22 protein-coding genes are annotated in these 23,095 nt (G+C 42.6%); 7 read left to right on the top strand and 15 right to left on the bottom strand.

Annotation, left to right across the window (positions count from 1 at the left end; translation table 11 throughout):
• Nucleotides 1-119 precede the first annotated feature (119 nt).
• The 12 genes from rhuM to FGS84_RS27060 form a co-directional block, all read right to left on the bottom strand.
• Nucleotides 120-1,124 carry a virulence RhuM family protein gene (gene rhuM, locus FGS84_RS27105; RefSeq protein ID WP_138311315.1) on the bottom strand — a complete coding sequence of 335 codons (1,005 nt, stop codon included), beginning with the start codon at nt 1,122-1,124 and terminating at the stop codon, nt 120-122.
• Nucleotides 1,125-1,161: 37 nt separating this feature from the next.
• A complete protein-coding gene (locus FGS84_RS27100) occupies nt 1,162-2,790 on the bottom strand; it encodes an RNA-directed DNA polymerase (RefSeq protein WP_138311314.1) in 1,629 nt (542 codons plus the stop codon).
• A gap of 209 nt (nt 2,791-2,999) precedes the next feature.
• Entirely contained in the window at nt 3,000-3,410 is a 411-nt protein-coding gene (locus tag FGS84_RS31085) for a hypothetical protein (RefSeq protein ID WP_240305627.1), read from the bottom strand.
• A complete protein-coding gene (locus FGS84_RS27095; protein WP_171042719.1) occupies nt 3,386-3,919 on the bottom strand; it encodes a hypothetical protein in 534 nt (177 codons plus the stop codon). Before FGS84_RS27095 ends, FGS84_RS31085 begins: the two co-directional genes overlap by 25 nt.
• A 446-nt stretch (nt 3,920-4,365) precedes the next feature.
• The gene (locus FGS84_RS27090; RefSeq protein ID WP_207740018.1) at nt 4,366-5,637 is read right to left on the bottom strand and encodes a recombinase family protein; all 1,272 of its coding nucleotides are present in this window, start codon (nt 5,635-5,637) and stop codon (nt 4,366-4,368) included.
• 183 nt (nt 5,638-5,820) lie between these two features.
• Entirely contained in the window at nt 5,821-6,816 is a 996-nt protein-coding gene (locus tag FGS84_RS27085) for a virulence RhuM family protein (RefSeq protein ID WP_347563897.1), read from the bottom strand.
• Nucleotides 6,817-7,364: 548 nt separating this feature from the next.
• Complete coding sequence (locus tag FGS84_RS27080; RefSeq protein WP_138311312.1) at nt 7,365-9,044, bottom strand: recombinase family protein; 1,680 nt, start codon at nt 9,042-9,044, stop codon at nt 7,365-7,367.
• Between the two features lie 55 nt (nt 9,045-9,099).
• Nucleotides 9,100-10,089, bottom strand: coding sequence for a virulence RhuM family protein (locus FGS84_RS27075; RefSeq protein ID WP_155220044.1), 990 nt, complete (start codon nt 10,087-10,089; stop codon nt 9,100-9,102).
• Nucleotides 10,090-10,225: 136 nt separating this feature from the next.
• On the bottom strand, nt 10,226-10,390 hold the full coding sequence (locus FGS84_RS31080; protein ID WP_165852585.1) for a hypothetical protein: 165 nt from the start codon (nt 10,388-10,390) through the stop codon (nt 10,226-10,228).
• Nucleotides 10,380-11,648, bottom strand: coding sequence for a plasmid recombination protein (locus FGS84_RS27070; protein WP_015538077.1), 1,269 nt, complete (start codon nt 11,646-11,648; stop codon nt 10,380-10,382). Before FGS84_RS27070 ends, FGS84_RS31080 begins: the two co-directional genes overlap by 11 nt.
• A gap of 349 nt (nt 11,649-11,997) precedes the next feature.
• Nucleotides 11,998-13,371, bottom strand: a complete 1,374-nt coding sequence (locus FGS84_RS27065; RefSeq protein WP_015538078.1) for a phage/plasmid primase, P4 family — start codon at nt 13,369-13,371, stop codon at nt 11,998-12,000.
• Complete coding sequence (locus FGS84_RS27060; protein WP_015538079.1) at nt 13,346-13,963, bottom strand: CHC2 zinc finger domain-containing protein; 618 nt, start codon at nt 13,961-13,963, stop codon at nt 13,346-13,348. The genes FGS84_RS27065 and FGS84_RS27060 overlap by 26 nt, the downstream gene beginning before the upstream one ends.
• A gap of 231 nt (nt 13,964-14,194) precedes the next feature.
• Here FGS84_RS27060 and FGS84_RS27055 point away from each other — a divergent pair, with 231 nt between their 5' ends.
• The 7 genes from FGS84_RS27055 (at nt 14,195) to FGS84_RS27025 (ending at nt 20,642) form a co-directional block, all read left to right on the top strand.
• Nucleotides 14,195-14,404 (top strand): helix-turn-helix domain-containing protein, encoded by a 210-nt coding sequence (locus FGS84_RS27055; RefSeq protein ID WP_015538080.1) that lies wholly within the window; start codon nt 14,195-14,197, stop codon nt 14,402-14,404.
• On the top strand, nt 14,404-15,231 hold the full coding sequence (locus FGS84_RS27050) for a helix-turn-helix transcriptional regulator (RefSeq protein WP_055149782.1): 828 nt from the start codon (nt 14,404-14,406) through the stop codon (nt 15,229-15,231). Before FGS84_RS27055 ends, FGS84_RS27050 begins: the two co-directional genes overlap by 1 nt.
• Entirely contained in the window at nt 15,212-15,853 is a 642-nt protein-coding gene (locus FGS84_RS27045; RefSeq protein ID WP_082419129.1) for a sigma-70 family RNA polymerase sigma factor, read from the top strand. The genes FGS84_RS27050 and FGS84_RS27045 overlap by 20 nt, the downstream gene beginning before the upstream one ends.
• Before the next feature lie 26 nt (nt 15,854-15,879).
• On the top strand, nt 15,880-16,551 hold the full coding sequence (locus FGS84_RS27040) for a response regulator (protein WP_015538084.1): 672 nt from the start codon (nt 15,880-15,882) through the stop codon (nt 16,549-16,551).
• A complete protein-coding gene (locus tag FGS84_RS27035; protein ID WP_102287016.1) occupies nt 16,548-17,561 on the top strand; it encodes a sensor histidine kinase in 1,014 nt (337 codons plus the stop codon). The genes FGS84_RS27040 and FGS84_RS27035 overlap by 4 nt, the downstream gene beginning before the upstream one ends.
• A gap of 101 nt (nt 17,562-17,662) precedes the next feature.
• Complete coding sequence (locus FGS84_RS27030; RefSeq protein ID WP_102287017.1) at nt 17,663-18,430, top strand: ABC transporter ATP-binding protein; 768 nt, start codon at nt 17,663-17,665, stop codon at nt 18,428-18,430.
• The gene (locus tag FGS84_RS27025) at nt 18,420-20,642 is read left to right on the top strand and encodes an ABC transporter permease (RefSeq protein WP_055149786.1); all 2,223 of its coding nucleotides are present in this window, start codon (nt 18,420-18,422) and stop codon (nt 20,640-20,642) included. Before FGS84_RS27030 ends, FGS84_RS27025 begins: the two co-directional genes overlap by 11 nt.
• 82 nt (nt 20,643-20,724) lie before the next feature.
• Here FGS84_RS27025 and FGS84_RS27020 read toward each other — a convergent pair whose 3' ends face one another.
• Genes FGS84_RS27020 through FGS84_RS31075 form a run of 3 tightly spaced genes read right to left on the bottom strand, consistent with a single transcriptional unit; the run spans nt 20,725 to nt 22,953 of the window.
• Nucleotides 20,725-20,970 (bottom strand): DUF6061 family protein, encoded by a 246-nt coding sequence (locus FGS84_RS27020; RefSeq protein ID WP_015538088.1) that lies wholly within the window; start codon nt 20,968-20,970, stop codon nt 20,725-20,727.
• Between the two features lie 10 nt (nt 20,971-20,980).
• On the bottom strand, nt 20,981-22,756 hold the full coding sequence (gene rlmD, locus FGS84_RS27015; RefSeq protein ID WP_347563898.1) for a 23S rRNA (uracil(1939)-C(5))-methyltransferase RlmD: 1,776 nt from the start codon (nt 22,754-22,756) through the stop codon (nt 20,981-20,983).
• Nucleotides 22,757-22,758: 2 nt separating this feature from the next.
• A complete protein-coding gene (locus tag FGS84_RS31075) occupies nt 22,759-22,953 on the bottom strand; it encodes a hypothetical protein (protein WP_171042720.1) in 195 nt (64 codons plus the stop codon).
• Between the last annotated feature and the right edge of the window lie 142 nt (nt 22,954-23,095).

Genomic DNA, 23,095 nt, shown 5'->3' with positions numbered 1-23,095 from the left:
ACAAGGACTGAAGGTCCAAGAAAGAACTTTCAGCCCAGTTATTATCATAGAAGATTAGCTTTTACAGACTTTTCTTCACACACTCGCTAATTTATTAACTCGTGAATAATATCACCTTTTCAACTCTTATCCGTTTTATGTTCCAATATTTTTATCGAATCCAAATAATCCTTCTCCACATCACTGAGGGTTCTGGTTTTATATTTTCTGTATTCACTCGTTGCTTTATCAACTGCTTGTTTATGAGTAACACTTCCGTTTCCTTGAAGTAACTGTTCGCCACTCATTGTAAGTATACGATCCAAATGCGCTGCCCAATCGCTCATAGTCATTACCTGTTCCCGCTCTGCCTGGCGTTCCGCAAAATCAAGATACCCTGAAACAAGTTGTCCCATCGCCCGAAGTTCTTTTTCATTCAGATAGTTTTTGGCAATGACAGCCTCCTTTAATGTTGGCTGGTTTCCTGCAAATGTCATAAGTCCCATAAACTCTTTTTCAGCATCCGCTCTGGTATAAATAACTTCTGCTGCAGTTTGTCCATGAATCGCATAGTGAATCTTATTCTGAACCTTTTTAAAGAACTGAATGGATATTTCAGCTTTCGGATCATAATCAATACTTGTAGCATAAATTTCTAAGACTTGCCTGTAAAATACCTTCTCAGAAGCACGTATATCTCTAATACGTTCGAGTAATTCTTTAAAGTAGCCTCCACCACCCAAATTCTTCAGCCGCTCATCGTCCAGCGCAAAACCTTTTCTCATATATTCCTTTAAAATGCCTGTTGCCCATATTCTAAATTGTGTGCCGCGCTTTGACTTCACACGATAACCGACCGAAATAATCACGTCAAGATTATAATAATCTACATCATAAACTTTTCCGTCAGCAGCAGTATAGGCAAATTTTGCCCATACTGATTCTTTAGATAATTCTCCTTCTTTAAAAACATTCCTCACATGCTTGCCTATTACGCTTCTATCTCTTTGAAACAACTCCGCCATCTGATCAATTGACAGCCATACCGTATCTCCATCAAAAGTTGTATCTATCTTTGCCAAACCATCTTCTGTTGTGTAGATAATAATATTTGATTTCCTATTAATATCACCTTGACTATTCACTCAGTTCACCACCTCGCCTTTGCTATGCCTTTCCAAGTTATATTTCTTCTTCAATTCTCCTCGATGATATTTTTTTCCTTCTTTTTTTCTTTTTGGTCAGTTTCGTTGGCTCTGCAGTTTCCAAAAGAAATAATTCGTTAGGCTCTATTTGACGTATATTCTTAAGCCAAGGTCTTTTCTCTTCCTCATCAAATGTACTGTCAATTAACCTAATTATTTGACGTTTTTCCCACAAATTTGACCTTGAAAAACTTTTACGTATTTCAAGCATATCTTCTCGGTTAGCCAGACCATATAATGCATCTAGTAACACTCTTCCTACATATGCGCCTGAATCCCTACGTAAGTTTCTATATTGCTCGATTAAAAACTTTTTGTTTGAAAAGCAATCACTCCCAAAAAGTCTAATATACGAAACCATTAAATATTCGGGAATAAACCTACTTTCTTTTATTTGCTTTGTAAAATATATATTTATTTTTTCAACATCCTCAAGTGTAAAAAACTCTTGATGTTTGATTAATGTATCTATATAGTAAGGTGTTAACTGTAAATATTTATCGATTATAGCTAATATTTCTACTAACATACTATATTTTCGTTGTACAATACAAGCTTTTATAATCTCAATAAATTCTGAAGACTCGACTAAACAATTTATCTTTGCGCTTTCCAAAAGGCCCTCTATATTTAACACTTCTAATCTTTCTTTCTCACTATTTGAAGGTTTTCTAAAATTTGTTGGTACCGTTCCACCATATCCTGCCTTTATTATAAATGGATTTTTTTCGTCCTTCTCTTTTTTTGTTTTGGTATGAACTTCCGTGGCATGCATATACCTATCATTAGGTTCTATTTTTGTCTTGCTCATATTAATTGACAGGCCTTCCTGTCCCAAGCGATCAATCAGAACTGTAAGCCAATAGTGTGCCACACTTGCATTGGGCGCAAAAAATCTATAGTCATCCACATATCTAATAAAGTCTACCCCCATTGAAAGAAGATAGTTGTCAACCCCAATTAAATTAGCCTCTGACAATATTCTACTAGCGTTAGATCCTACAGGTAAACCATAAGAATCACGATTTGACCAAAATAGTAACAATTCATTAATCAAATTTACAATATTACGATTACAATTAATTGATAGTAATGTATTCTGTAGTCGATGTAAATTTAATCGTTCATAGTAATTTGCTATATCACATGAAACTATTAGATTAGCTTTCTTTTGCTTTGCTTTTTCACTTACTCGATTCCTAAAAGCAGTGATGGTGTAATTTTTATTCCACAAATATCCATTGTTAGGATGAAATCTATATGAATACACTCTTTTTTGTGATATAGGAACCCGTGCCTTTTCTATTGTTTCTGCAAGTGTAAGAACAAGCGCTAAATACTTAATAGTATCATGTGGTTGTATTAATGCACATTTTCGAAAACCAAAAGCAATATTTTTAGGCATAAGCATGTAATCTATAGCATTGATTCCCAGTCCTGAAACCGAGCCCGAACGAATGGATCTAATCGTTTCATCATAGATTCGTTTTTTAAACAATTCACTTTTTGATAAAAGATCCACCTCAAATGGACGAGCAAATATATCAGTAAGCCCCTCTTTCATAACATTCCTTATAGCCAATTCAACTGATTTCTCTAAATTCATTATTTTACCACCACATATTTACGTATTTTTTATTAGTTTATATATCTTTCAACTCATTTATTTCGATCAAAAATACTTGATTTTTCCAATTCTTTTCCTCCATACCCAAAAGAACAGTAATCATAATAATCGTTTGCAGTACATCACCAATAATCATTAACACGAATGATTTAAACCATGTGTTGTGGTTCATATTTTTATTACTCTATTTACTTATATTGGTATTTCTGCTCTCGTTTACGGAAAGCATCTTCTCCCCCTTCCATAATTTCACAAATTCCTTCTCTAATAATTTTTTCTTCAATGCAGCCAGTTTTTTTATCCTTTCTAAAAGTGACTTTTCCCTGATTATTACGTTTCAAAACAACAATGCCCTCCGCATCGCCCAACACAGGAATATTAGGATTATGTGTAACAATAATGATTTGTCGCTTACTCTTCATTTTTCTTATAGATTTTACAACAAGCGAATAAATCAAACTATTGTCTAAATCGTCTTCCGGCTGATCAATAATTAATGGATTCTCACCGCTATTCAAAATAAATGCCAAAATAGCTGCACTCTTTTGGCCTGGTGAACCTTCGTTAGCTGCATTTAAAGATTCAGCATATCTAGCCACATCTTTATTGGAATGATCAATAGCCTCCTGCAACCTTTCATACCCTTTTTCTTTCCTTTTGGATCAGACGTGCCTTTCACTTCAAATATAATCGCTTCATCTCTTGGCGATGGTGTTGTCCCTAATTTAAACCCTAACACATCACTGCCTTGTGGTGATGTGTTCCGATTAAATTTACTACGGTATCGGATTCTGGGTACATAATAACTCTGAATATATTCGATATAATCTGCCACAAGAATCTCACAAAAATCTCCTACACGAGTTGCGGGTCCCGGCTTTGCTTGTCCCGGGAAAACATAATCTCTTAAGAATTCTTCCCTGCTTATCCCCGTTCCTTCTCTTTCCATATCCAGAGCATCTAGGTAACGATACTGTTCCCGAAAATGAGCTGCCCACTCATCAAGCACTGCATCATTCTCCGATACCTCAAGGCAACGAACCTGTATTTCCTTTCCGTCTTTTGTCAGCAAACTTTGCTCTTCTCGATACCCATTAATGTACTCCATCTATAATCACCCTTCTCTTGAACATCATCTCAATTACCGAAATTAGATAAATTTCTTCTCAAATTATTATAAATACTACTTATTCATAAAATCATGTCTTAAACATAATACCTATATTTCATGCCTTGTAAATATCTAAAGCAGATCTCCCTTGTTTACCTTTTCCCTAATTAAATCCACCATCGTTTAGTACTCATACAGTCAGAAACTATAATAACAGTGCTGATACTATGGTTTCTAGCTAAATGGCACACTAGGTTAGCACAATATTTCAGGGACATCTATTCGGCAAACACAATATTGGTAAAAACGCTAAAATTAATCAACCTATATCAGCCAAATCTCCTATACAAAATAGTATCATACTCCCCTCGCTATTACCATCTAAAAGATTTCTGCATTTCCGTTTATTTATCCCTATGCAAAATAACATTCTCAACTATCTATTATAATTCACACATCTGATATCTCTCTTTTTCAGCATAGCAAATTATCAACTGCTTATCATAAACATCTATTCTCTTCACTCTAACCTTTACGACATTTTCATCATATTCCCCATTACACACAACTTTTCCCAGCATATCTCTTACATATTGATCGTTCAAGGTAGGTGAATTTTTACACTCCGTCTTTCCTTTTTCCATCCTTGTCCCGCATCTCCATACAATCTTCCCACGCTCCGTTCTACGCCTGAATCCTCCCCCACAATCCCCACATACCAATAAATTACTAAGCAAATATTTGCTGCTATATCGGTTACCACTGCTAATCTGATTGCCGTCAGCTGTTCTGAGCAGTCTGGCTCTATTAAGCATTTCTGCCTGCACTTTATCAAATATTTCCGAAGAAATAATGGCCGGATGACTTCCTTTTACATAATATCTGGTACGCTGTCCTACATTTTTCTTTCGTATACCATTTAGATAATCCTCTGTAAATGTTTTCTGAAGCATCATGTCTCCCTTATATTTCTCATTCTTTAGCATTTGTTGTATTACATTTGCACTCCATACCTCTTTACCTGTAACCGTTTTTATACCATTATCTTCCAAATACTTTTTAATCTGTGAAAATGTGTATCCCCTCAAATATAACTCAAAAATTAATCGTACTACTTTAGCCTGTTCAGGAACAATTACCAATTCCCCTTCCACACACCGATACCCCATAAAATGTTTATAGCTGCTAAATAATCCTTCTTCAGATTTTCTTTTAATACCCCACTGAATATTCTCACTCAAGTTTCTGCTTTCTTCTTGTCCCATTGCTCCTGATAAGGTTATTGCCGCTTCTGCATCCGGATCAAACGAATTCACATTTTCAATTTCAAAATACATTTGAATCCCCCTTTCTTTCAAATATCTCATAATCTGCAATAGCTCTACCGTATTCCTGGATACTCGTTTTGCTGATTTAGTGATTATGTAATCGAATTTCCCCTCTGTTGCACTTTCTAACATATGTTTCAATCCGTCACGGCCCTTTTTCCTTAATCCACTTCTTCCACAATCCCAGAACACCTCTGAAAATACCCAACCTGGATGATCTGATATCTGTTCTGTATAAGCCATAATTTGATGAGCCAAACTGGCTAACTGCGTCTCTTTCTTAGTGCTGACGCGGCAATATGCCGCCACACGCAGCGGTTCCGTATTCTCTTTTTTCACAGGTATATAATATATCTTTTTCACAACACCCCACCTCGTCTCATCCATAAGGAAAAGGCGCGAAAGCCAAAAGCCTTCACGCCTCACCACACGACAACTATCCAATCTCACCTAATCATCATTTAACACTCTTTTGCAACAGGACAATACTTTCCGTATGTGTCGAGTGGGTGATAATGATGTCGAAAAGGTATAACTTCCCTTTGGAGGAAACCATATTTCAACATTCCGTTACTTACTTGTTCCATCCAATTTATCCAATTCCTCTATACTCTCCAAAAAATGACATTCCACAGGGGACAATACATATTCCTGATTTTTTTTATATTTCTCATACTCAGAATGTGCCTTCTCCAATGCCTGCTGATGTGTTACTTTTCCCTTTGTATTTAAGATATCCCGTCTGGTCATCTTTAGATAATCATCTATCGTCTCCAACCAATCTTTCATATACATAGGTTCCTGATTCAAAGCATGTACCTCGGCAATATCCAAATAAGCCGCAACAATTTTATTGAGCGCATCCAGCTCTTTTTCATCCAGATAATTTTTCGCCACTTCTACATCAGACCGTTTTATGCTGTTTCCGCTCCATGAAGTCAATCCCATATTATCCTTATCTGCATCTGCTCTCTGGTAAATCACCTCGGCCGCTGTATGCTTATGCGCGGCCCAATGCATCTTATTCTGAACCTGTTTAAAAAACAAAACAGAGCTTTCCGCCTTGGGATTATAGTCAATACTGGTTGCGTAAATTTCCAAAACCTTTCTCCAAAATACTTTTTCTGAAGAACGAATATCGCGGATACGTGCCAACAATTCATCAAAATAATTTCCACCGCCAAGGTTCTTCAGGCGGTCATCATCAAGAGCAAAGCCCTTTTTCATATATTCTTTTAAAACATTTGTAGCCCAAATTCTGAATTGAGTGCCACGCAAAGATTTAACTCGATAACCAACGGAAATAATAACATCGAGATTATAAAAATCCACATGATATCTTTTTCCGTCGGCTCCAGTTGTTGCAAAATTTGCAACAACTGAATCCCGGCTTAGTTCACCTTCTGAAAAAATATTTTTAATGTGCCGGGATATCGTAGACTTATTCCTTTGGAATAACTCTGCTATTTGATCTAATGATAACCATACAGTCTCATCATCAAAAGTAACTTCAACCTTTGTGACTCCATCTTCCGTCGTATACATTAAAATATTTGATTTTTCCAAGTCTCCTCTTACCTCCTAAAGTCCTCTATATTAAAAAAAATGATATTCATAAGGTGCTTCCATTTGACTGTTTCCACACGCTGCAACAGGACAATGGATTCACAAGCAGTGCAACTTTACTATTATACTCACTATCAAAAATTCTCTTTTATCTCGCCTAGGCAAGAGTTTGACTATCTATTTTACCTACAGTTTCTAACACTACTCGCATTTCCTATTTTTTCTTGCAAGTGCTGCCACTTCCTTACGTTCTTTATCATTTAATTGAAAAATCAAATTATATCTTTTAAATTACTATTAACATATTGAGTTACTTTCATTCCGATACTTGTTAAAGAATCATAGTCTATTAACTCTATCTGAATCAACGTATTTGTTCCTTTCTCCGACAATATATATCCATGTTAGCGTCTCTCTACTTTAATCTTCAATAAACTTCTAACCTTTTGCTAAAATGTTCATCCCCTTTCAGTAATACCAAACAAATATCGATCCAACCAAACAAAAACACATTCTCATATCTATCTGAAATCGCGAAACTCTTTGATTTACTGCGGTTTTCTTGACAGCAAGCAAGCCGTCTCGACATGTGTATCACTGTCCAAACTCATTTCCATATCTTCCTCAATAATCGGAAGCTTGAATTTGATGGATTTGAGCCACTGACCGTTTGGCTGTCGTTCCTCATAGATATGGATTTCAGAAATCAGCGATTCCATAATCTGTCGCTTCTCCTGCTCGTCCATGACAGCGTACAGCTTTTCAAAATAAATCAGCACTTTGTAGATATTGTCAGCAGTGAGTTTTTCTGCTTCTATTGCCATTTTCTTTGCTCTGGCTTCAATCAACAGATTCTCCGTATCCTCTATCTTATCATACATTTTATAAAGGCGATCATCAAGGTCTGCTTTACGCTTGATGTAGTGCTTATCATCTGGGTCAAGGGTATCAATCTCATCAATCAAACGGGACTTCGTAGCATAGCTCTGACGAAGCTGTTTTTCATAATTGGCAATCTCCTGTTCAATGGCGGATGTATCTATCTTCATATTGATTTTTTGCTGCATCATCGCCGCAAACTTCGGATTGCTGACCAGTTTGATAATAACCTCTGCAACAGCACCGTCCAGCAATTCCTCATTGATTTGCTTCTTGTATTCACACTTATGACCACGGGTCATAGTGCGGTGTTTGCAGCCATAATAGAAGAAATCCTTATATTTCGTGCCGTCCGGCTTGTGCTTGATGCTTTTGTTGCCGTACATTCCGGCTCCGCAAATAGGACATTTAAGTAATCCGGTCAGCAGGTGTACCTTGTTGTCTTTACCGTTGTTGACCTTTTCATACTTCTTCGCCTGAGCAAGAAGTTTTACTTGGGCTTCATGCCAGAGTCCTTCTGATACAATGGCTTCATGCAGACCGTCAACTAACAGATAATTTTCCTGCTCCACAAGTCGGTAATCATTGCGAGTTCCATGTACCTTTTCTGTTCTTCTCCTGCCGTAAGCAATTTTACCACAGTAAACGGGATTTTTCAAAATTCTGCGAATCAGGGCTGCATCAAACAGAGGATTTTTTCCATTCTGCCGCTGAATTTTGTTGATACCGTGATTGGCAAGGTATTTCGCAAGTCCGTTAGCTCCTATATCGGTATGCACATACTGGTCAAAGATAATGCGGATTGCCTCGGCTTCTTCCTCGTTGATATACAGCATACCTTTTTCCAATTTGTATCCGTAGGGAGCAAAACCACCGTTCCATTTACCCTCACGAGCTTTCTGGATTCTGCCTTCCATCGTCTGAACACGGATATTCTCACGCTCAATCTCGGCAACCGCAGAAAGCACGGAAATCATCAGCTTACCGGCATCTTTGGAAGAATCAATGCCATCCTCCACACAAATCAGATTGACATCGAAATCTTGCATCACCTGTAAGGTAGACAGCACATCTGCCGCATTTCTGCCAAAACGTGATAACTTGAACACCAGCACATAGGACACGCCATCTTTACCGGACTTGATATCCTCCATCATGCGGTTAAATTCCAATCTGCCCTCAATGGACTTTCCCGATTTACCGGCATCCTCATATTCACCGACGATTTCAAAATCGTTGAACTCAGCATAGGCTTTCATTCTTGATTTCTGAGCATCCAAGGAGTAACCGTCTACCTGAACGGCAGTAGATACTCTCGTATAAATATATACTTTTGTTTTTTCTTTCATATCGCCATCCTCATTTGTGCCACAGCCTGTGGCATAATTCAGCTTTCATCGTCTGTTATTTTTTGCCGTCAGTTTTCTGTTCCAACATCTTTATCGAATTTAAATAATCATTTTCCACGTCGCTGAGCGTTCTTGTCTTATATTTTCGATATTCTCCAGTCGCTTTATCAACAGCCTGCTTATGAGTAATGCTTCCATTTCCAATTAAAAGCTGCTCTCCACTCATGGTAAGAATGCGATCCAGATGCTCTGCCCAGTCCTGCATCGTCATTGCCTGTTCACGCTCTGCCTGACGTTCCGCAAAATCCAGATACCCGGATACAAGTTGTCCCATAGCACGAAGCTCTTTCTCATTCAGATAGTTTTTCGCAACAATCGCTTCTTTGAGTGTCGGCTGATTACCGGCAAAGGTGGTAAGTCCCATGAACTCTTTTTCCGCATCCGCTCTTGTATAAATCACTTCTGCCGCAGTCTGTCCGTGAATGGCATAATGAATTTTATTCTGAACCTTTTTGAAAAAACGGATAGAGATTTCCGCTTTCGGGTCGTAGTCAATGCTGGTGGCATAGATTTCAAGCACCTGACGATAAAACACCTTTTCCGATGCACGGATGTCTCTGATTCTTTCAAGCAGTTCCTTGAAATATCCACCGCCGCCCAGATTTTTCAATCGTTCATCATCCAAAGCAAAACCTTTTTTCATGTATTCTTTGAGAATGTTAGTTGCCCAGATTCTGAACTGTGTGCCACGCTTGGATTTTACACGATAGCCGACAGAAATGATAACATCAAGATTATAGTAGTCAACCTGATAGGTTTTTCCATCTGCCGCAGTTGTTGCAAAATTTGCAACAACTGACTCTCGCTGCAGCTCGCCTTCGGAAAATACATTTTTTATATGTCTTGAAATAGTAGATTTATCTCTCTGGAACAACTCTGCCATCTGGTCAATGGATAACCACACGGTATCCTCATCAAATGTGGTTTCAATTTTTGTCAATCCATCTTCTGTTGTGTAAATAATCATATTGGATTTTTGATTCATATCATCATAATTGTTCACCGGAACACCTCATTTCTAATTGTGCAACGGGGTATTGCGCTTTTATTCTATGTAGCTCTATGCGTTGAGAACAGTAGCTCTCGCATAGAGTTTGGACACTTATTCCACGACTATTATATCATTGCTTTTCCATCAATTCAATAGTGTCACTGGGTTCTTCAGATGTGTTTTCTTCCTCCAAACAAGACGGCGGCTCTGGAAGATTATCAATATCCAGAACCGCCGCATATTTTTCTATTAAATTTGCAAGTAAATCGGCAAAACCATTCCATTTATCTGTCAATAGTGCTCTCCTTTCTTTTTCGTCCACGTTCCTGCGGAATGTCCTGTTTCTCTTTTCCTCTGGTCAAAACGGCATTAAGAAAAGCCCGTACCCTTTCAGGTGCGAGCTTGACAGCATCCAGATACGGCTGAGCCTGTTCCAGAAGTTTCTCATATCGTTTTTTCCATACCCCAGCATCTTTCTTGGCTGTTTCATATTTCTGCTGGTATTTTAATTTCTCCGCTTTTTCAGCAAAGCTGCTGACAGCATAATTTTTGAGAGTACGGCATTCATCGGGTGTCAAGACGATATTCCCGGTAAAAGATTTCTTACCCATCGACTCCAGCTCCTGAACCGTCACCGCTATTCCGGTTGCCGCCTTAGTCTGTGCTTGCAGGGATTTAAGCTCCTGCTTTTTCTTCTCCGCAGCCTGTGTAGTATCGTCAAGCTGTGCTTCTTTCTGGTTCAGTTCCGCCGTCACAGCTTCCAGTCGCTGCTTTTCCTTTGCCACCTTAAACTGGGTCACAGTCAGATGTTCCTCGGTGCTGTCACGCTCTCCACGTTCCACATCGGTATATCCGGCAGCTCTCATGTGCTGAAAAAAATCATCCTGTAAAACAGAATAGGATTTTCGGAGAACAGGCTTACCATTGACTTGCAGAATTGGTTTTCCATCTTTGTCCACAGCAGGTTTGGACAGCCACTTTTTACTGCGGCTGACCTGCATAATGGTTTCCTTTACCGTTCCTCTGAGAGCTTCATCCTTGCAGCGTTTCGACCACAAAATCTGTTTCTCCACCACAGGGACATAGACCACATGAAGATGATAATGGAACACGTCCTTGCCAAGTGCTTCGGACATCGCCCGGTTAATCTCGTCAGCGTGCATGACTGCCGAGAGGATATACTGTTCACCGCCAACAATCTCCACAGCGGATTTATAGGCTTCCTCATAAAACTGTCTGGCGTATTCATAACCGCCGTGATTGTCGAAGTACGCAGAGTTCACATCAAAGACCATTTCGTTGAAATGGACGGCATCCGCCTTCAGACCTCTGGTGGAAATGATGTTGTCAGCTTTCATCTGCTCAAACATTTCAGCGTAGCTCCCGGTAGGTTCTTTGAAGTGTACGTTGAGGGAACTTCTTTCCGGGATAATATCTTCGTTACTGTATATTTCTTTTTCACGCTCATTGTGTGCCTGTGCATCTCCGATGTCATTATCTGTGACATCCATATTTCTTGCACAGGTACGGTCAACTCCGTCATTTCTTGCCATATTTTTCCTTCCTTTCTTTGGGATTTGCAGACAGGTAGCTTTGGAAAGGCACTTCTGCGGAAGTGTAATAACCCACTATGACACTTTCATCCATACTGGCTGCAAAGTGCCGTGGGCTCTCCCGAGGGGCTCTCCGAGGGTAATGCGGTCGCTGCGGCGACCTCTGCCGAACATCAGAAAGTTGTCTGCTCCTCTTTCCAATGTCCGGCACGGACGGCTGCTGTTTTGCGAAACCGCCCCGTCCGTTGACAGAAAAAAGACTGACTTTTTCCTGTCATTTGGGTACGTCACGAAGGTTTTATACAGGAGTGATTTACGCTCGTACGCTGTGTACGTACGTACCAAAAAATCAATCCCGCCATTCCTCCGGTACGTACGTACACGGCGAAACGTCGTAAAACCCATTTATATTCGGACGGGCTACGGCTTCAATTCCCATGAATCCCCACACCCTGCGCCCGGCAGAGTTTGTGATTTTGTTGGTGTGTTCCAGATTGTAGCGACTTAAATTTGCCACCACACTGTCACTAAAGCTGCGGGATTTCAGGGGCGGCAGAGAATTTTCCTCACACCACATCCGATAAATTTCGTACAGCTCCTTGGAGCTGATGGAAGCATCCGCTTTCAGCCGGATATAGCCCTCAGACTCCATGAAGTCGAAAATATTGTTGTTGTCACGCTTGACGGACTCTCGGTTGGTTTTGGTGCGCTCACTTTCCGTGAATTTGAAATTGTTGGCAACCAGACGCTGCAATCCCTCAAACGCCCAGAGGAAAATGCCCTCCACCTCAGCTTTCATCTTCTGGGCGAGGTCAGGGTCATCCATTCTTCCGGCAGGCTTTTCCTTTGTGGTCAGCACAAGCTGTCTGCGGTAGAAACCGTCACTTCGGTCATACAATGCCTGTAAATCTCCATTGGAGAAAGCCAGCAGACGGGCGAACATCCAGCCCTGATAGCTCTGTTTGCCCTTGCGCTCCAAATCCATTTTCCCTTGAGCTGTCACAATGGATTTCACATAATTGGTCTGGCGCAAGGCTTCCATTCGCATATCATCATCCACGCATAGGAGGATATGCTCCAGATCGGCACGGGCAAATCGGTTCTCAGAGATTTTACCAATGCTTCCGTCCTTCATGGAACTGCCCAGCATTTGCCCCAGCACCGCACCGATTTGGGATTTACCCTCGCCGCCATTGCCCTTAATGACCATCATCCTCTGTCCTTTATTGGAGGGAATCAGGCAATAGCCGATAAATTCCTGCAAGGTAGGGATGTCCTCCGGGTAAAGCAGACCATTCAGAAAGGAAAGCCACAGCACAGGTTTCGGAGTATCCGGGCGATAGAAAACCGGGAGCCTGTTTCTCACAATATCCGGCTTCCCCTCTGTAAAAGTGCCGTCCAGCATGAGCGTACCGTTTGCCAGATGAATCCTGTCCTGCTCCGGCGGGAAGTCCTCCACATGAGCCGCCAGCTTCATAATCTCAATGATGTTGCTGATTTTGCGGGGAATGTTGTTCACGGCACAATATTTCAATTCTTCAAAGATTTCGCCACGAAGCGGCAGGTCGTCCGTCACTCGACCATCAGGTGTGAAAAAAGCTCCGTTTGCAAAGATAATCTGACGGGTTCTCAGAAAATCTTCACAAAACAGAGCTTCATTGATACTCTTGCCGTCAAACCACATCGGCACATTCATCTCAAGCAATTTCCTGTTCTCTGACATGGCAGCGCACCTCCTTTTTCTGCTCGTCCAGTCGTGTTTGCATTCTTGCAATCGTTCCGTCTGTCAAAAGTTCCTTGACGGTATCAGTCCTTTCTTCCTGATCGCTCATAAGGAGCAAATCGTTCAGATACTCCACATATTCCAGCTTGTGGCAAGCTTCCACGAACCTCTCATCCGGCTCGTCCTCCGGTGCTTCGGGAGCATATCGCTCTTTCCAGTCCTCCAAAAGATGAAGATACCCGGACAGCACATTCATGCAGAAAAGCTCGTCCTGTTTCGACTGATTCACACGGGGACGGTACTTCTTTACCTGTGCCACCACGGACGGCGGCCTGTCCAGTCCGAAATCCGCAGCCAGTCTCTGCGCTGCTTCATAGGCAGACAGGTCAAGCAGCCTTGCCACAAAGTCAATCACATCTCCCTTGGCACCGCAGCCGAAGCAATAGAAGTAATCCTCGTTCAGCTTCAAGCTGGGGTGTCTGTCATCGTGGAAAGGGCAGCAAATCATCCCGGAGCGATTGATTTTCAGCCCGTAGTGTTCGGCGGCTTGCCTAACCGTGACCGCCGCCTTGACTGTTTCAAAAATGTTCATTTGCATAACCTCCTTGATTTTTCTCGATGATTTTTTCATCTGCCTGAATATACGCAGAAAAACGCTTTCAACCGAAAAATCAGGCACTTCCGCAAGCAAAGCAAAAAGCCGCCCCGAAAACTTGAAAAAATGCAAGTTTCGAGACGGCAGTGTTCACACAAAGTTGGTTGATATTGTTCCGTAAATAGAATATAATTGAAGTTAATATGAATCAGGAGGGATGATACAGAAATGAAATACCTGTCTACATTTGAAGTTGCCGAGAAATGGGGTATCTCTCCCCGAAGAGTTGGTATCCTCTGCAACAATGACCGCATACCGGGCGCACAGCGGGCAGGAAGCCGCTGGATCATCCCGGAGGACGCTGAAAAGCCGACAGATGCCCGCATTAAAAGCGGAAAATATATCAAACAGAAAACAGACAGAGGGGAGGAAGCATAATGGCTGATACTTATTTACCCGCCGATGTTCGGAAAAGAATCGTTGATGTAATGAGAGAACGCAAGATGACCCAGCGAGAACTGGCACTTCGGATTGATGTGAATGAAAGCACCATCAGCCGCTTCCTTAGCGGAAAGACCGAAAAGCTGAGCGAAGAAAGCGTTATCCGCATCGCCAGAGTGTTCAATGTGTCCACGGACTTTATCTTGGGTACGACCGTAATCCCGGATAAAAAGAACTACGATATTTCAGAACTGGGATTATCTGTTGAAGCTGCAAAGAATCTTTATACCGGAAAGGTCAACAATGATGTAGTCAACCGTCTGCTGGAAAATCCCCGCTTTGCCATGGTTACTTATATGATTGCACAGTATATGGATGATACCCTTGCAAGAGGATATGCCGCACAAAACCAGATGTTTGCTACCGTTGGCTCTCTGCTGTTGGGACAGAACCAAGCTCCCGAAGCAGTACAGGCAGCCCGAACCGCTAATGCCATGAAAATTCCCGCTTATCAGGCAGACCAGACCACGATTCAAAACACCTTTATGACGGTGGTTAAGGAAATCAAGAAAGAAGCAGGCAGCGATTTGGTCGCAGCCAAGGCAATCAGCAAGGAAGCCACCGAAAAGATGTTTGCCGAGCTGACCAAGGGGCAGGATATGCAGAATCCGACCATCACGCCGGAAGCAGTTGTTGATGCTATTACAGGCAGCATTTCCGGTGTCGATGGAGTCAATCAGGAAGCTCTGGACAACTTTAACAAAGCCTTGCTGGGGCTGATGCAGACGATGGTGCTGCCGGAAGATGATGGACAAGATAACTAACGAGCAGCTCTGTATTGCGGCGCAGAGCGGTGACAAATGGGCAGAAAACGCCCTTGTAGAGAACAATCTGCGGTTTATCCGAAAGACGGCATACGAGATATGGAGCGCACAGCGGGAGCTGAACGTTGCCCTCGGCATTGAACTGAACGATTTGGTGCAGGAGGGTTCATTGGGGCTTCTGGGCTGCATAAGCAGCTTTCAACCCGACTACGGGAACAAGTTTTTGACCTATGCTGCCCCGGCTATTCATAATGCCATGCTGGACTACATCCGCAGGCTGAATCCTACCTTTGAAGCCAAAAATCTGGACTGTATCATTCGTCTGGATGAGGTCAAAAAGGGCGAGAATAAGGGACAACATGAATTTATAGCAGATTCCAGAGTACAGAACCCAGAGCAGATTTTCATTGCAAAGGAAACCCACGAAGAAATCCATACGGCTCTGGAAATGATTGATGAGCGAGAGAAAGCCTATCTCTGGTATCGCTTTGGCTTTGAGGACGATGTCCTCCATCCTCTGAGCGAAACGGCGAAGCACTTCCATCTGTCAGAGAGCAGAGCAAAGTCCACGGAGAAATTGGCTCTGGATAACTTCTGGCTGGAACTGCCTTGGTGGTACTAAATATTCAAAGAAAGGGACATGTAATCATGGAAAAATATAAAATACTCATCATCGAAGATGACCCAATCATTCAAACTGAATTACAAGTTCTGTTAAACGGAAACGGATATGAGGCATCCGCAGTTACTGACTTTACATCAGTTATGCAAGCGGTCAAAAATACTCATCCCTATTTGATTTTGCTGGACATAAAGCTGCCACAAGAAAGCGGCTACTCAATCTGTTCTCAAATCCGCAGTTTTTCCAATGTACCGATTATCTTTGTAACAAGCTGCAATACGGACATGGATGAATTGAACAGTATTTTGCTGGGTGGAGATGCTTTTATCACCAAGCCTTATAACACAGCAATTCTGCTGGCAAAGATTTCATCCTTGATGAAACGAGCTTACCCGATAGAACAAATTGAGCGTCTGAATTGGCAAGGAGCGATTCTTCACTTAGAAAGTAGCACGATTGAATATGACGGTAACCAAGCAGAACTGACAAAGAATGAATTGAAAATATTATATTATCTTTTCAAACACGCAGGAAAGATTTGTTCCCGTAATGATATTGTAGATTATCTATGGGACAATCAGCTATATGTGGATGACAATGCTTTGAGCGTCAATATCAACCGCATCCGGGAAAAACTGGCGGGCATTGGCCTGACGGATTTTATCAAGACAAAGCATCGCCAGGGGTACACGATATGAACAGCAAACGGTATTGGAAAAACAGGCTTCCATTTCTGCTGACGAACCTTGTTTGCATGGCTGCGCTCACTGTATTTTTGCTGGTGTGCGGCAATTCGGCTTCCGCAGTAGTATTGATCCTGATCGTATGGGCATTGATTTTGCTGATGGGACTTGTCCTCACTTACTGGAAACGAAAGCGGCAGATGAAAAAACTTCTGGATATGGCGAAGCAGCTCTCCGAGAGATACCTTATTTCTGAAGTGATGGAACTGCCGGAACAGGCCGAGGATCAGGTTTACTATCAGATTTTGAAAATGGCTGGAAAATCCATGTTGGAGCAGATTGGGGAGGTCGAGCGGGAACGCCTGGAGTACAAGGAATACATTGAACAATGGATTCACGAAATCAAAACGCCCATTACTGCCATGAAACTCCTATGTGAAAACCATCGGACGAACTGGACAAAAGAACTTCTGCTGGAACTGGAAAAGACCAACCGCTTTACGGAACAGGCTCTTTATTATGCCCGCAGTGAGCATACAGAGAAAGATTATTCTGTCCGGGAAATGGCACTGTCCCAAGTGGTGCATCAGGCGATTGCAGATAACAAATATCTGCTGCTCCAAAGTGGTATGCGCCTGGAAGTGGAGGAAATGCAGGATACGGTTTATTCAGATGAAAAGTGGGTGCGTTTTATCCTAAATCAACTGATTGTCAATGCGGTCAAGTATCGTACGAAGCAGCCGGTTCTCCGCATTTCTACTCATAAACGGCAGGATCAGGTTGTCCTTGTCGTGGAGGACAATGGAATCGGGATTGCTGCGTCCGATCTGCCCCGTATCTTTGAAAAGGGATTTACCGGTCAGAATGGTCGTCTGATTCAGCAGTCCACGGGCATTGGTCTGTATCTGTGCAAACGGCTCTGTGAAAAGCTGGGCATTGGCATTACGGCGGAGTCGTCGGAACATGGCACAGCCATTTCCCTTTCTTTTCACATTAACTGTCTGATTCATGAAGTGCAGAACTGAAAAGCGTTCTGCACTTCTTACATTTTTGTTAGAACTTTGTAAGAAAACTTGATACAAACGAAGCCACTCTTATTTTACAATAGAGATCAGAGGTGATAACAATGAAAGAAATTTTGAAACTGGATCATATCCAAAAATATTACGGAAATGGCGGAAATGTTACAAAAGCAATTCAGGACATCAGCTTTTCCGTTCAAGAGGGAGAATTTGTAGGAATCATGGGAGCATCTGGCTCCGGCAAGACTACCCTGCTCAACTGTATTTCCACCATTGATACCGTCAGTGCAGGACATATCTATCTGGACGGAACCGATGTGACGGAAATCAACGAAAAACAGATTGCCCGGTTTCGTCGGGAGAATCTTGGATTTGTATTTCAGGATTTTAACCTGCTGGACACGCTGACCATTTCGGAAAACATAGCCCTGGCGCTGACCATCAACAAGGTTCCAGCAGGCGAGATTGATGGGCGGGTGCGGGAAATGGCCGGAAAGCTGAATATCACGGATATTCTGGACAAATACCCCTATCAGGTGTCCGGCGGCCAGAAGCAGCGGTGCGCCTGTGCCAGAGCCATTATCAATCAGCCTAAGCTGATTTTGGCGGATGAACCCACCGGTGCGTTAGACAGTCACTCGTCCCAGATGCTGCTCTCGACGATCCAGAGTATCAATGAAGATCTCGGAGCCACAATTCTGATGGTGACACACGATGCTTTCTCGGCAAGCTATGCCAATCGTATTCTCTTTATGAGGGACGGGGCAATCTTTACGGAAATCCGTAAGGGGGGTGATTCCCGCAGGACTTTCTTTGAAAAAATCCTGGATGTCCTTACCATGATGGGAGGGGGCACGAGCGATGTACGCTAAACTTATTTTCAAAAATGCAAAGCGGTCTGTGAAGGACTATTTGATTTATATTGTGACCATGACACTCTGTGTCACCCTGTTCTATGCGTTTTTGTCTATCAGCAGCACCCATTATCATCCGACCATTGGTGCGGAATATAATATTTCCCTGCTGGCTGGAGGTATGAAACTGGCAATTTGCGGGATTAGTTTGCTTTTGTTGTTTCTGATCCACTATGTCAATCGTTTCATGCTGAGAAAAAAGCAAAAGGAGTTTGCCGTTGAGGCAACCTTGGGAATGGAGCAAAAAACCATAGGCCTGCTCTTTTTTGGAGAGACTTTTTTCCTGCTCATATTCTCTGTGTCGGTGGGAATCCTTCTGGGGATGGTCGTTTCTCAGGTCATTACGGCTATGCTGCTTGCTTCTTTTGGGGAACCCTACGCTTTTTCTTGGTCGTTTTTCCCGGATACTGTGCTGTTGACCGTGGGCTTCTTTGTTGTTTGCCAGATTCTGGTTGGAGTCGGGAATGTCAGAATTCTCAACAAAAGCAGGATTATTGAGCTTATGACGGCAAACCGTCAGAATGAAAAACCGCTTCATAAAAGCAGATGGATGCCGATGATCTGTATTTTCTATGGCATTCTGCTGCTGTGGATGCTGGAGGTAGGTACTGTAAAATATCATTTTTACTTCGATTCCAGACATCCGCTTCCTGTAAAGCTCATGTATTGGGGGAATGTCCTTTTCCCTGCACTGACGCTGCTTTGGGCAATCGCAGGTGCTGTTTTACACAGAAAAATAGGGTTTTCCCGATATCTTTGCGGACTTCTGGCTGGTGCTGTATTGACCGCTATCCCGATTTTTTCCATCGCAGAACTGGAAAAAGCCTACTTCCTTGGATTTGACGCTCCAACTCTGAATCAATATTTGCTGTTTGGGGTTGCGGATATTTTGTTTATCATTTCCGCAGTCATGTATTTATCGAATGCGGCGCTCCTATACTGGAAGGAGTCTAAAGTGTCCCGCAAATATCATAATACGAGTTTATTTCTGTTTGGACAGCTTTCCTCTAAGCTGGCTACCAATACGAAAACGATGACGATCATTTGTGTGACCCTGACTTTTTCTATCTGCTTGTTTGTCATTGCGCCGGTTTTAACGGGATGGAGTCTGGGCTATTTGGACAGTCGGGCTGTCTATGATATTCAAATTTCAAGCCGCTACAACGATGTTTATGAAGTGGAAAATCTTCCGGATACAGACTATGGAGAAATTACTGCGTTCATAGAACAAAACAAAATAGCGATAAAGGACGATTTGACTTTTTCGGAATATCTTCCCAAGCAAAGCGACTTTCACCAGCGAGTAAAGTACAATTTTCCTCCCTTGGCGATCGCACTGAAGGATTATAACGCTGTTCGGAAAATGTTGGGATATGAACCTATTATCTTACAAACGGATGAATTTGCTACCCACTGGCATCGTGCAGCAGAGGACAAGGATATTGAAAACTACATTGCTGAGCATACCTTATTGGAAACTGACGCAGGCACCCTGAAACTTAGTGAGAACGCCGTGTTTCAGGAGCCTGTGGGGGAATCCATCTATAATCTTTATACAGATGTGGTGTATATCATACCTGACGAAATAGCGCAAGTCTTGCTTCCGGTACAGCGCAACCGATTTGTGATGACCCAATATCCGCTTCCCTTCAAAACGGCAGAAATGCTGGAACAGCTTCTTGGGCGTTCTTATCCAGAAGATCCTGATAAAGACAATCTGGCAGGATACAGTACAACTGTCCATACTACGGAAGTGAACCGTATAATCGCCCTTAACTTTATCCTAAAAGCGTCCTTGATCTATGGTGCAATTGTTCTGATGGTGATGTGTCTTACCGTGCTGGCTCTTCAGCAGCTCCTGGATGCAGAAAAAAACAACTACAGATTTTCGGTTCTGCGAAAAATGGGAGTGGAAGAGAAGGACCTGCATACTTTGGTTCTAAAACAGCTTGGTGTTTGGTTTGGGATGCCGATCACAGCGGCAATCGTTGTAGCAATTATTGTGATTGGCTATTTTCTTCAAAGTGTTTCTGCTGAAATCTCAGCTTATATTGGCTGCGGAGCCTTGATGGTACAAGTAGGGATTATCATTGGTATTCTTTTCTTACTGCTGATATGCTACTTCATAAGTACATGGATATTGTTTAAGCGGTCCATTTCGGAGAACTGATAAAGTCACAGTACAAAAAGGAAAAGCCGCCTGTATGAGCATTTGATATGCCCGCACAGGCGGCTTGCTTTATCTCTGGTAATCAGTCCAAAGGTTTATATTCTGTAACAGTTTTCAGGTATGTTTCCGGGTCGCCGTTGAGAACTAAATCTGCATAGGCTGCCGGATCGTTGTAAATCAGCCAGTCCAGCTCTGACCGCTGATATATATTATCGGCAACCTCATTCTCTACCGCAATCGTATCAATGGCAATCATGCTGCCATTTGCAAATTTCAGCTCCACACAGGCAGTATCCATATTGAACTCACAAGAAAGTAAACGCTTCATTTTGCCCTCCTTAGATCATGCCGAAGTGCTTGAGCGCCTCCTTGATTGCTTTTTCCTTATCGGGCGGGCATTGGGGCTGTTTTGCATCATCGGACTTCGGTTTGTTGTAATTTTCTCGCTCGATGATACCGCATTTCTGCTTCACCTGAGCGATATACAAGCTGCTGACCTTGAGTCCGGTATGCTCCAGCACATATTCCTTGATTTCCGAATAGGTGGCTTTCTTCTCTGCATCGGTGAGATCAAGTTCGTCCATGTGGATGTCTACCTCGATATGTTGCTTTGCATTAAGTTTGGACAATAAACATACCGTCTCGACATGCACCGTCCCACCAAACATATCCACCGGCCAAGCCTCCACCGCCCGATACCCCAGCTTCTTCATATACCTCACATCCCTGGCCAGTGTTTCCGGATTACACGACACATACACAACCTTCCCAGCTCCAAGCCTTCCGACTGCATCCATGAATTCCTCCGTACTTCCGCTTCTGGGAGGGTCCATAATAACTACATCGGCCTTTTCACCCTGTTCAGCCATATTTACCAGGAAACGGCCGGCATCATTGCAATAAAAACGAATATTTTCGATTCCGTTCATCTTTGCATTACTAACCGCATCCCTAACTGCATCCTGATTCAGCTCCACTCCAATAACTTTCCCTGCTGTCTTGCTTGCAATGATGCCAATGGTCCCAATACCGCAGTATGCATCCACCACCAGTTCCTGTCCGGTCAGGCCGGCCAGAGACAGCGCCTTTTCATAGAGAACCTCAGTCTGCACCGAGTTCACCTGATAGAACGACTTTGACGATATACGGAACCTGCATCCGCACAGCTCATCCACAATATAACCCTTTCCATACAGTACATGCTCCTTATCTCCCAGAACCATACTGGTCCCTCTTCCATTGATATTCTGGACAATGGTGGTAATCTCCGGATGTTTCTCCCGCAAAGCTTTAACGAAGTTATTCTTAGACGGAAACACAGGAGAAGCAGTGACCAAAACCACCATGATTTCCCCTGTGGAAAATCCCCGGCGGATTAGGACATGCCTCAGAAGTCCAAAACCAGTATCTTCATCATACGTCCTAATTTTAAATGATTTAAGCATTCCGCGTATGGTACCGATAATCTCGTCCGCCTTCTGGTCCTCTAAAAGACATTTTTCCACGGGAACTACATGATGGGTATTTTCTTCATATATGCCAGATATGATATTACCTCTTTTGTCCCTGTCAAATACAGCATGCACTTTATTACGATAATGGAAAGGATTTTTCATACCTATGATAGGCTTTACAGGACAGAGCCCTTTTAGCAGCTCTTCCACTTGTTTCTGCTTAAACTTAAGCTGTTCTGCATACTCCATATCCAACAATTGGCAGCCCCCGCACTGATTCATCACAGGGCAGATACTCTTACCCTTTTTAGCACTACGCCCTGCATATGAGCCGCCCTTTTTATAATCCCCTCTCCCAGCTTCCCCAGCAAATGCCCTGCCGTTCCGCTTTATTTGTAACAGCAAGCCATCACCGCTTTTATGTTCACTTAATAAACCGCCTTCCTTGCCTTTCTCCCGGCTATTCCGCTTTGCAAAAACATCCTCATCCTTCACAAACTGACCTTTAATCCGCTCACCAGCCCTATTGTCCTTCTGAGCTCCTGTTCTATTCACCTTCCGTACGCCTGCTCTATTATCCTTCCGCGCTCCTGCGCTATTGTCCTTCCATGCTCCTGCGCTATTGTCCTTCCGCACTCCTGCCCCATTATCCTTCCGCACTCCTACACTATTATCCTTCTGCACTCCAGCCCTATTGTCCTTCCGTACCCCTGCTCCATTATCCTTCCGCACTCCTGCCCCATTATCCTTCCGCACTCCACCCCCATCTCTCTTCCGTTCCCAAGCATTATCTCCAAACCGTTCTCCACTCCGCTCCCCCTCTTTTCCTCTGTTTCTATTCCTATCCCTCTCCCCATCCTGTATTTTACCTGTTATCTTCCCGCTTTTGCCAATACCAGTCTTACTCTCACCGGTCCTCACCTTATGTCTGCTGTCCATTCCTTTAACTTTAGTCCCGTTTCCTCCGTTCCTGATTCCTGTACCTGCATTTTTATCTTT

Source organism: Clostridium sp. 1001271st1 H5 (assembly GCF_005845215.1).
Lineage (GTDB): Bacteria > Bacillota > Clostridia > Lachnospirales > Lachnospiraceae > Enterocloster.
Note: the sequence above shows the minus strand (reverse complement) of the source record. Positions and strands in the feature narration are given on the sequence as shown.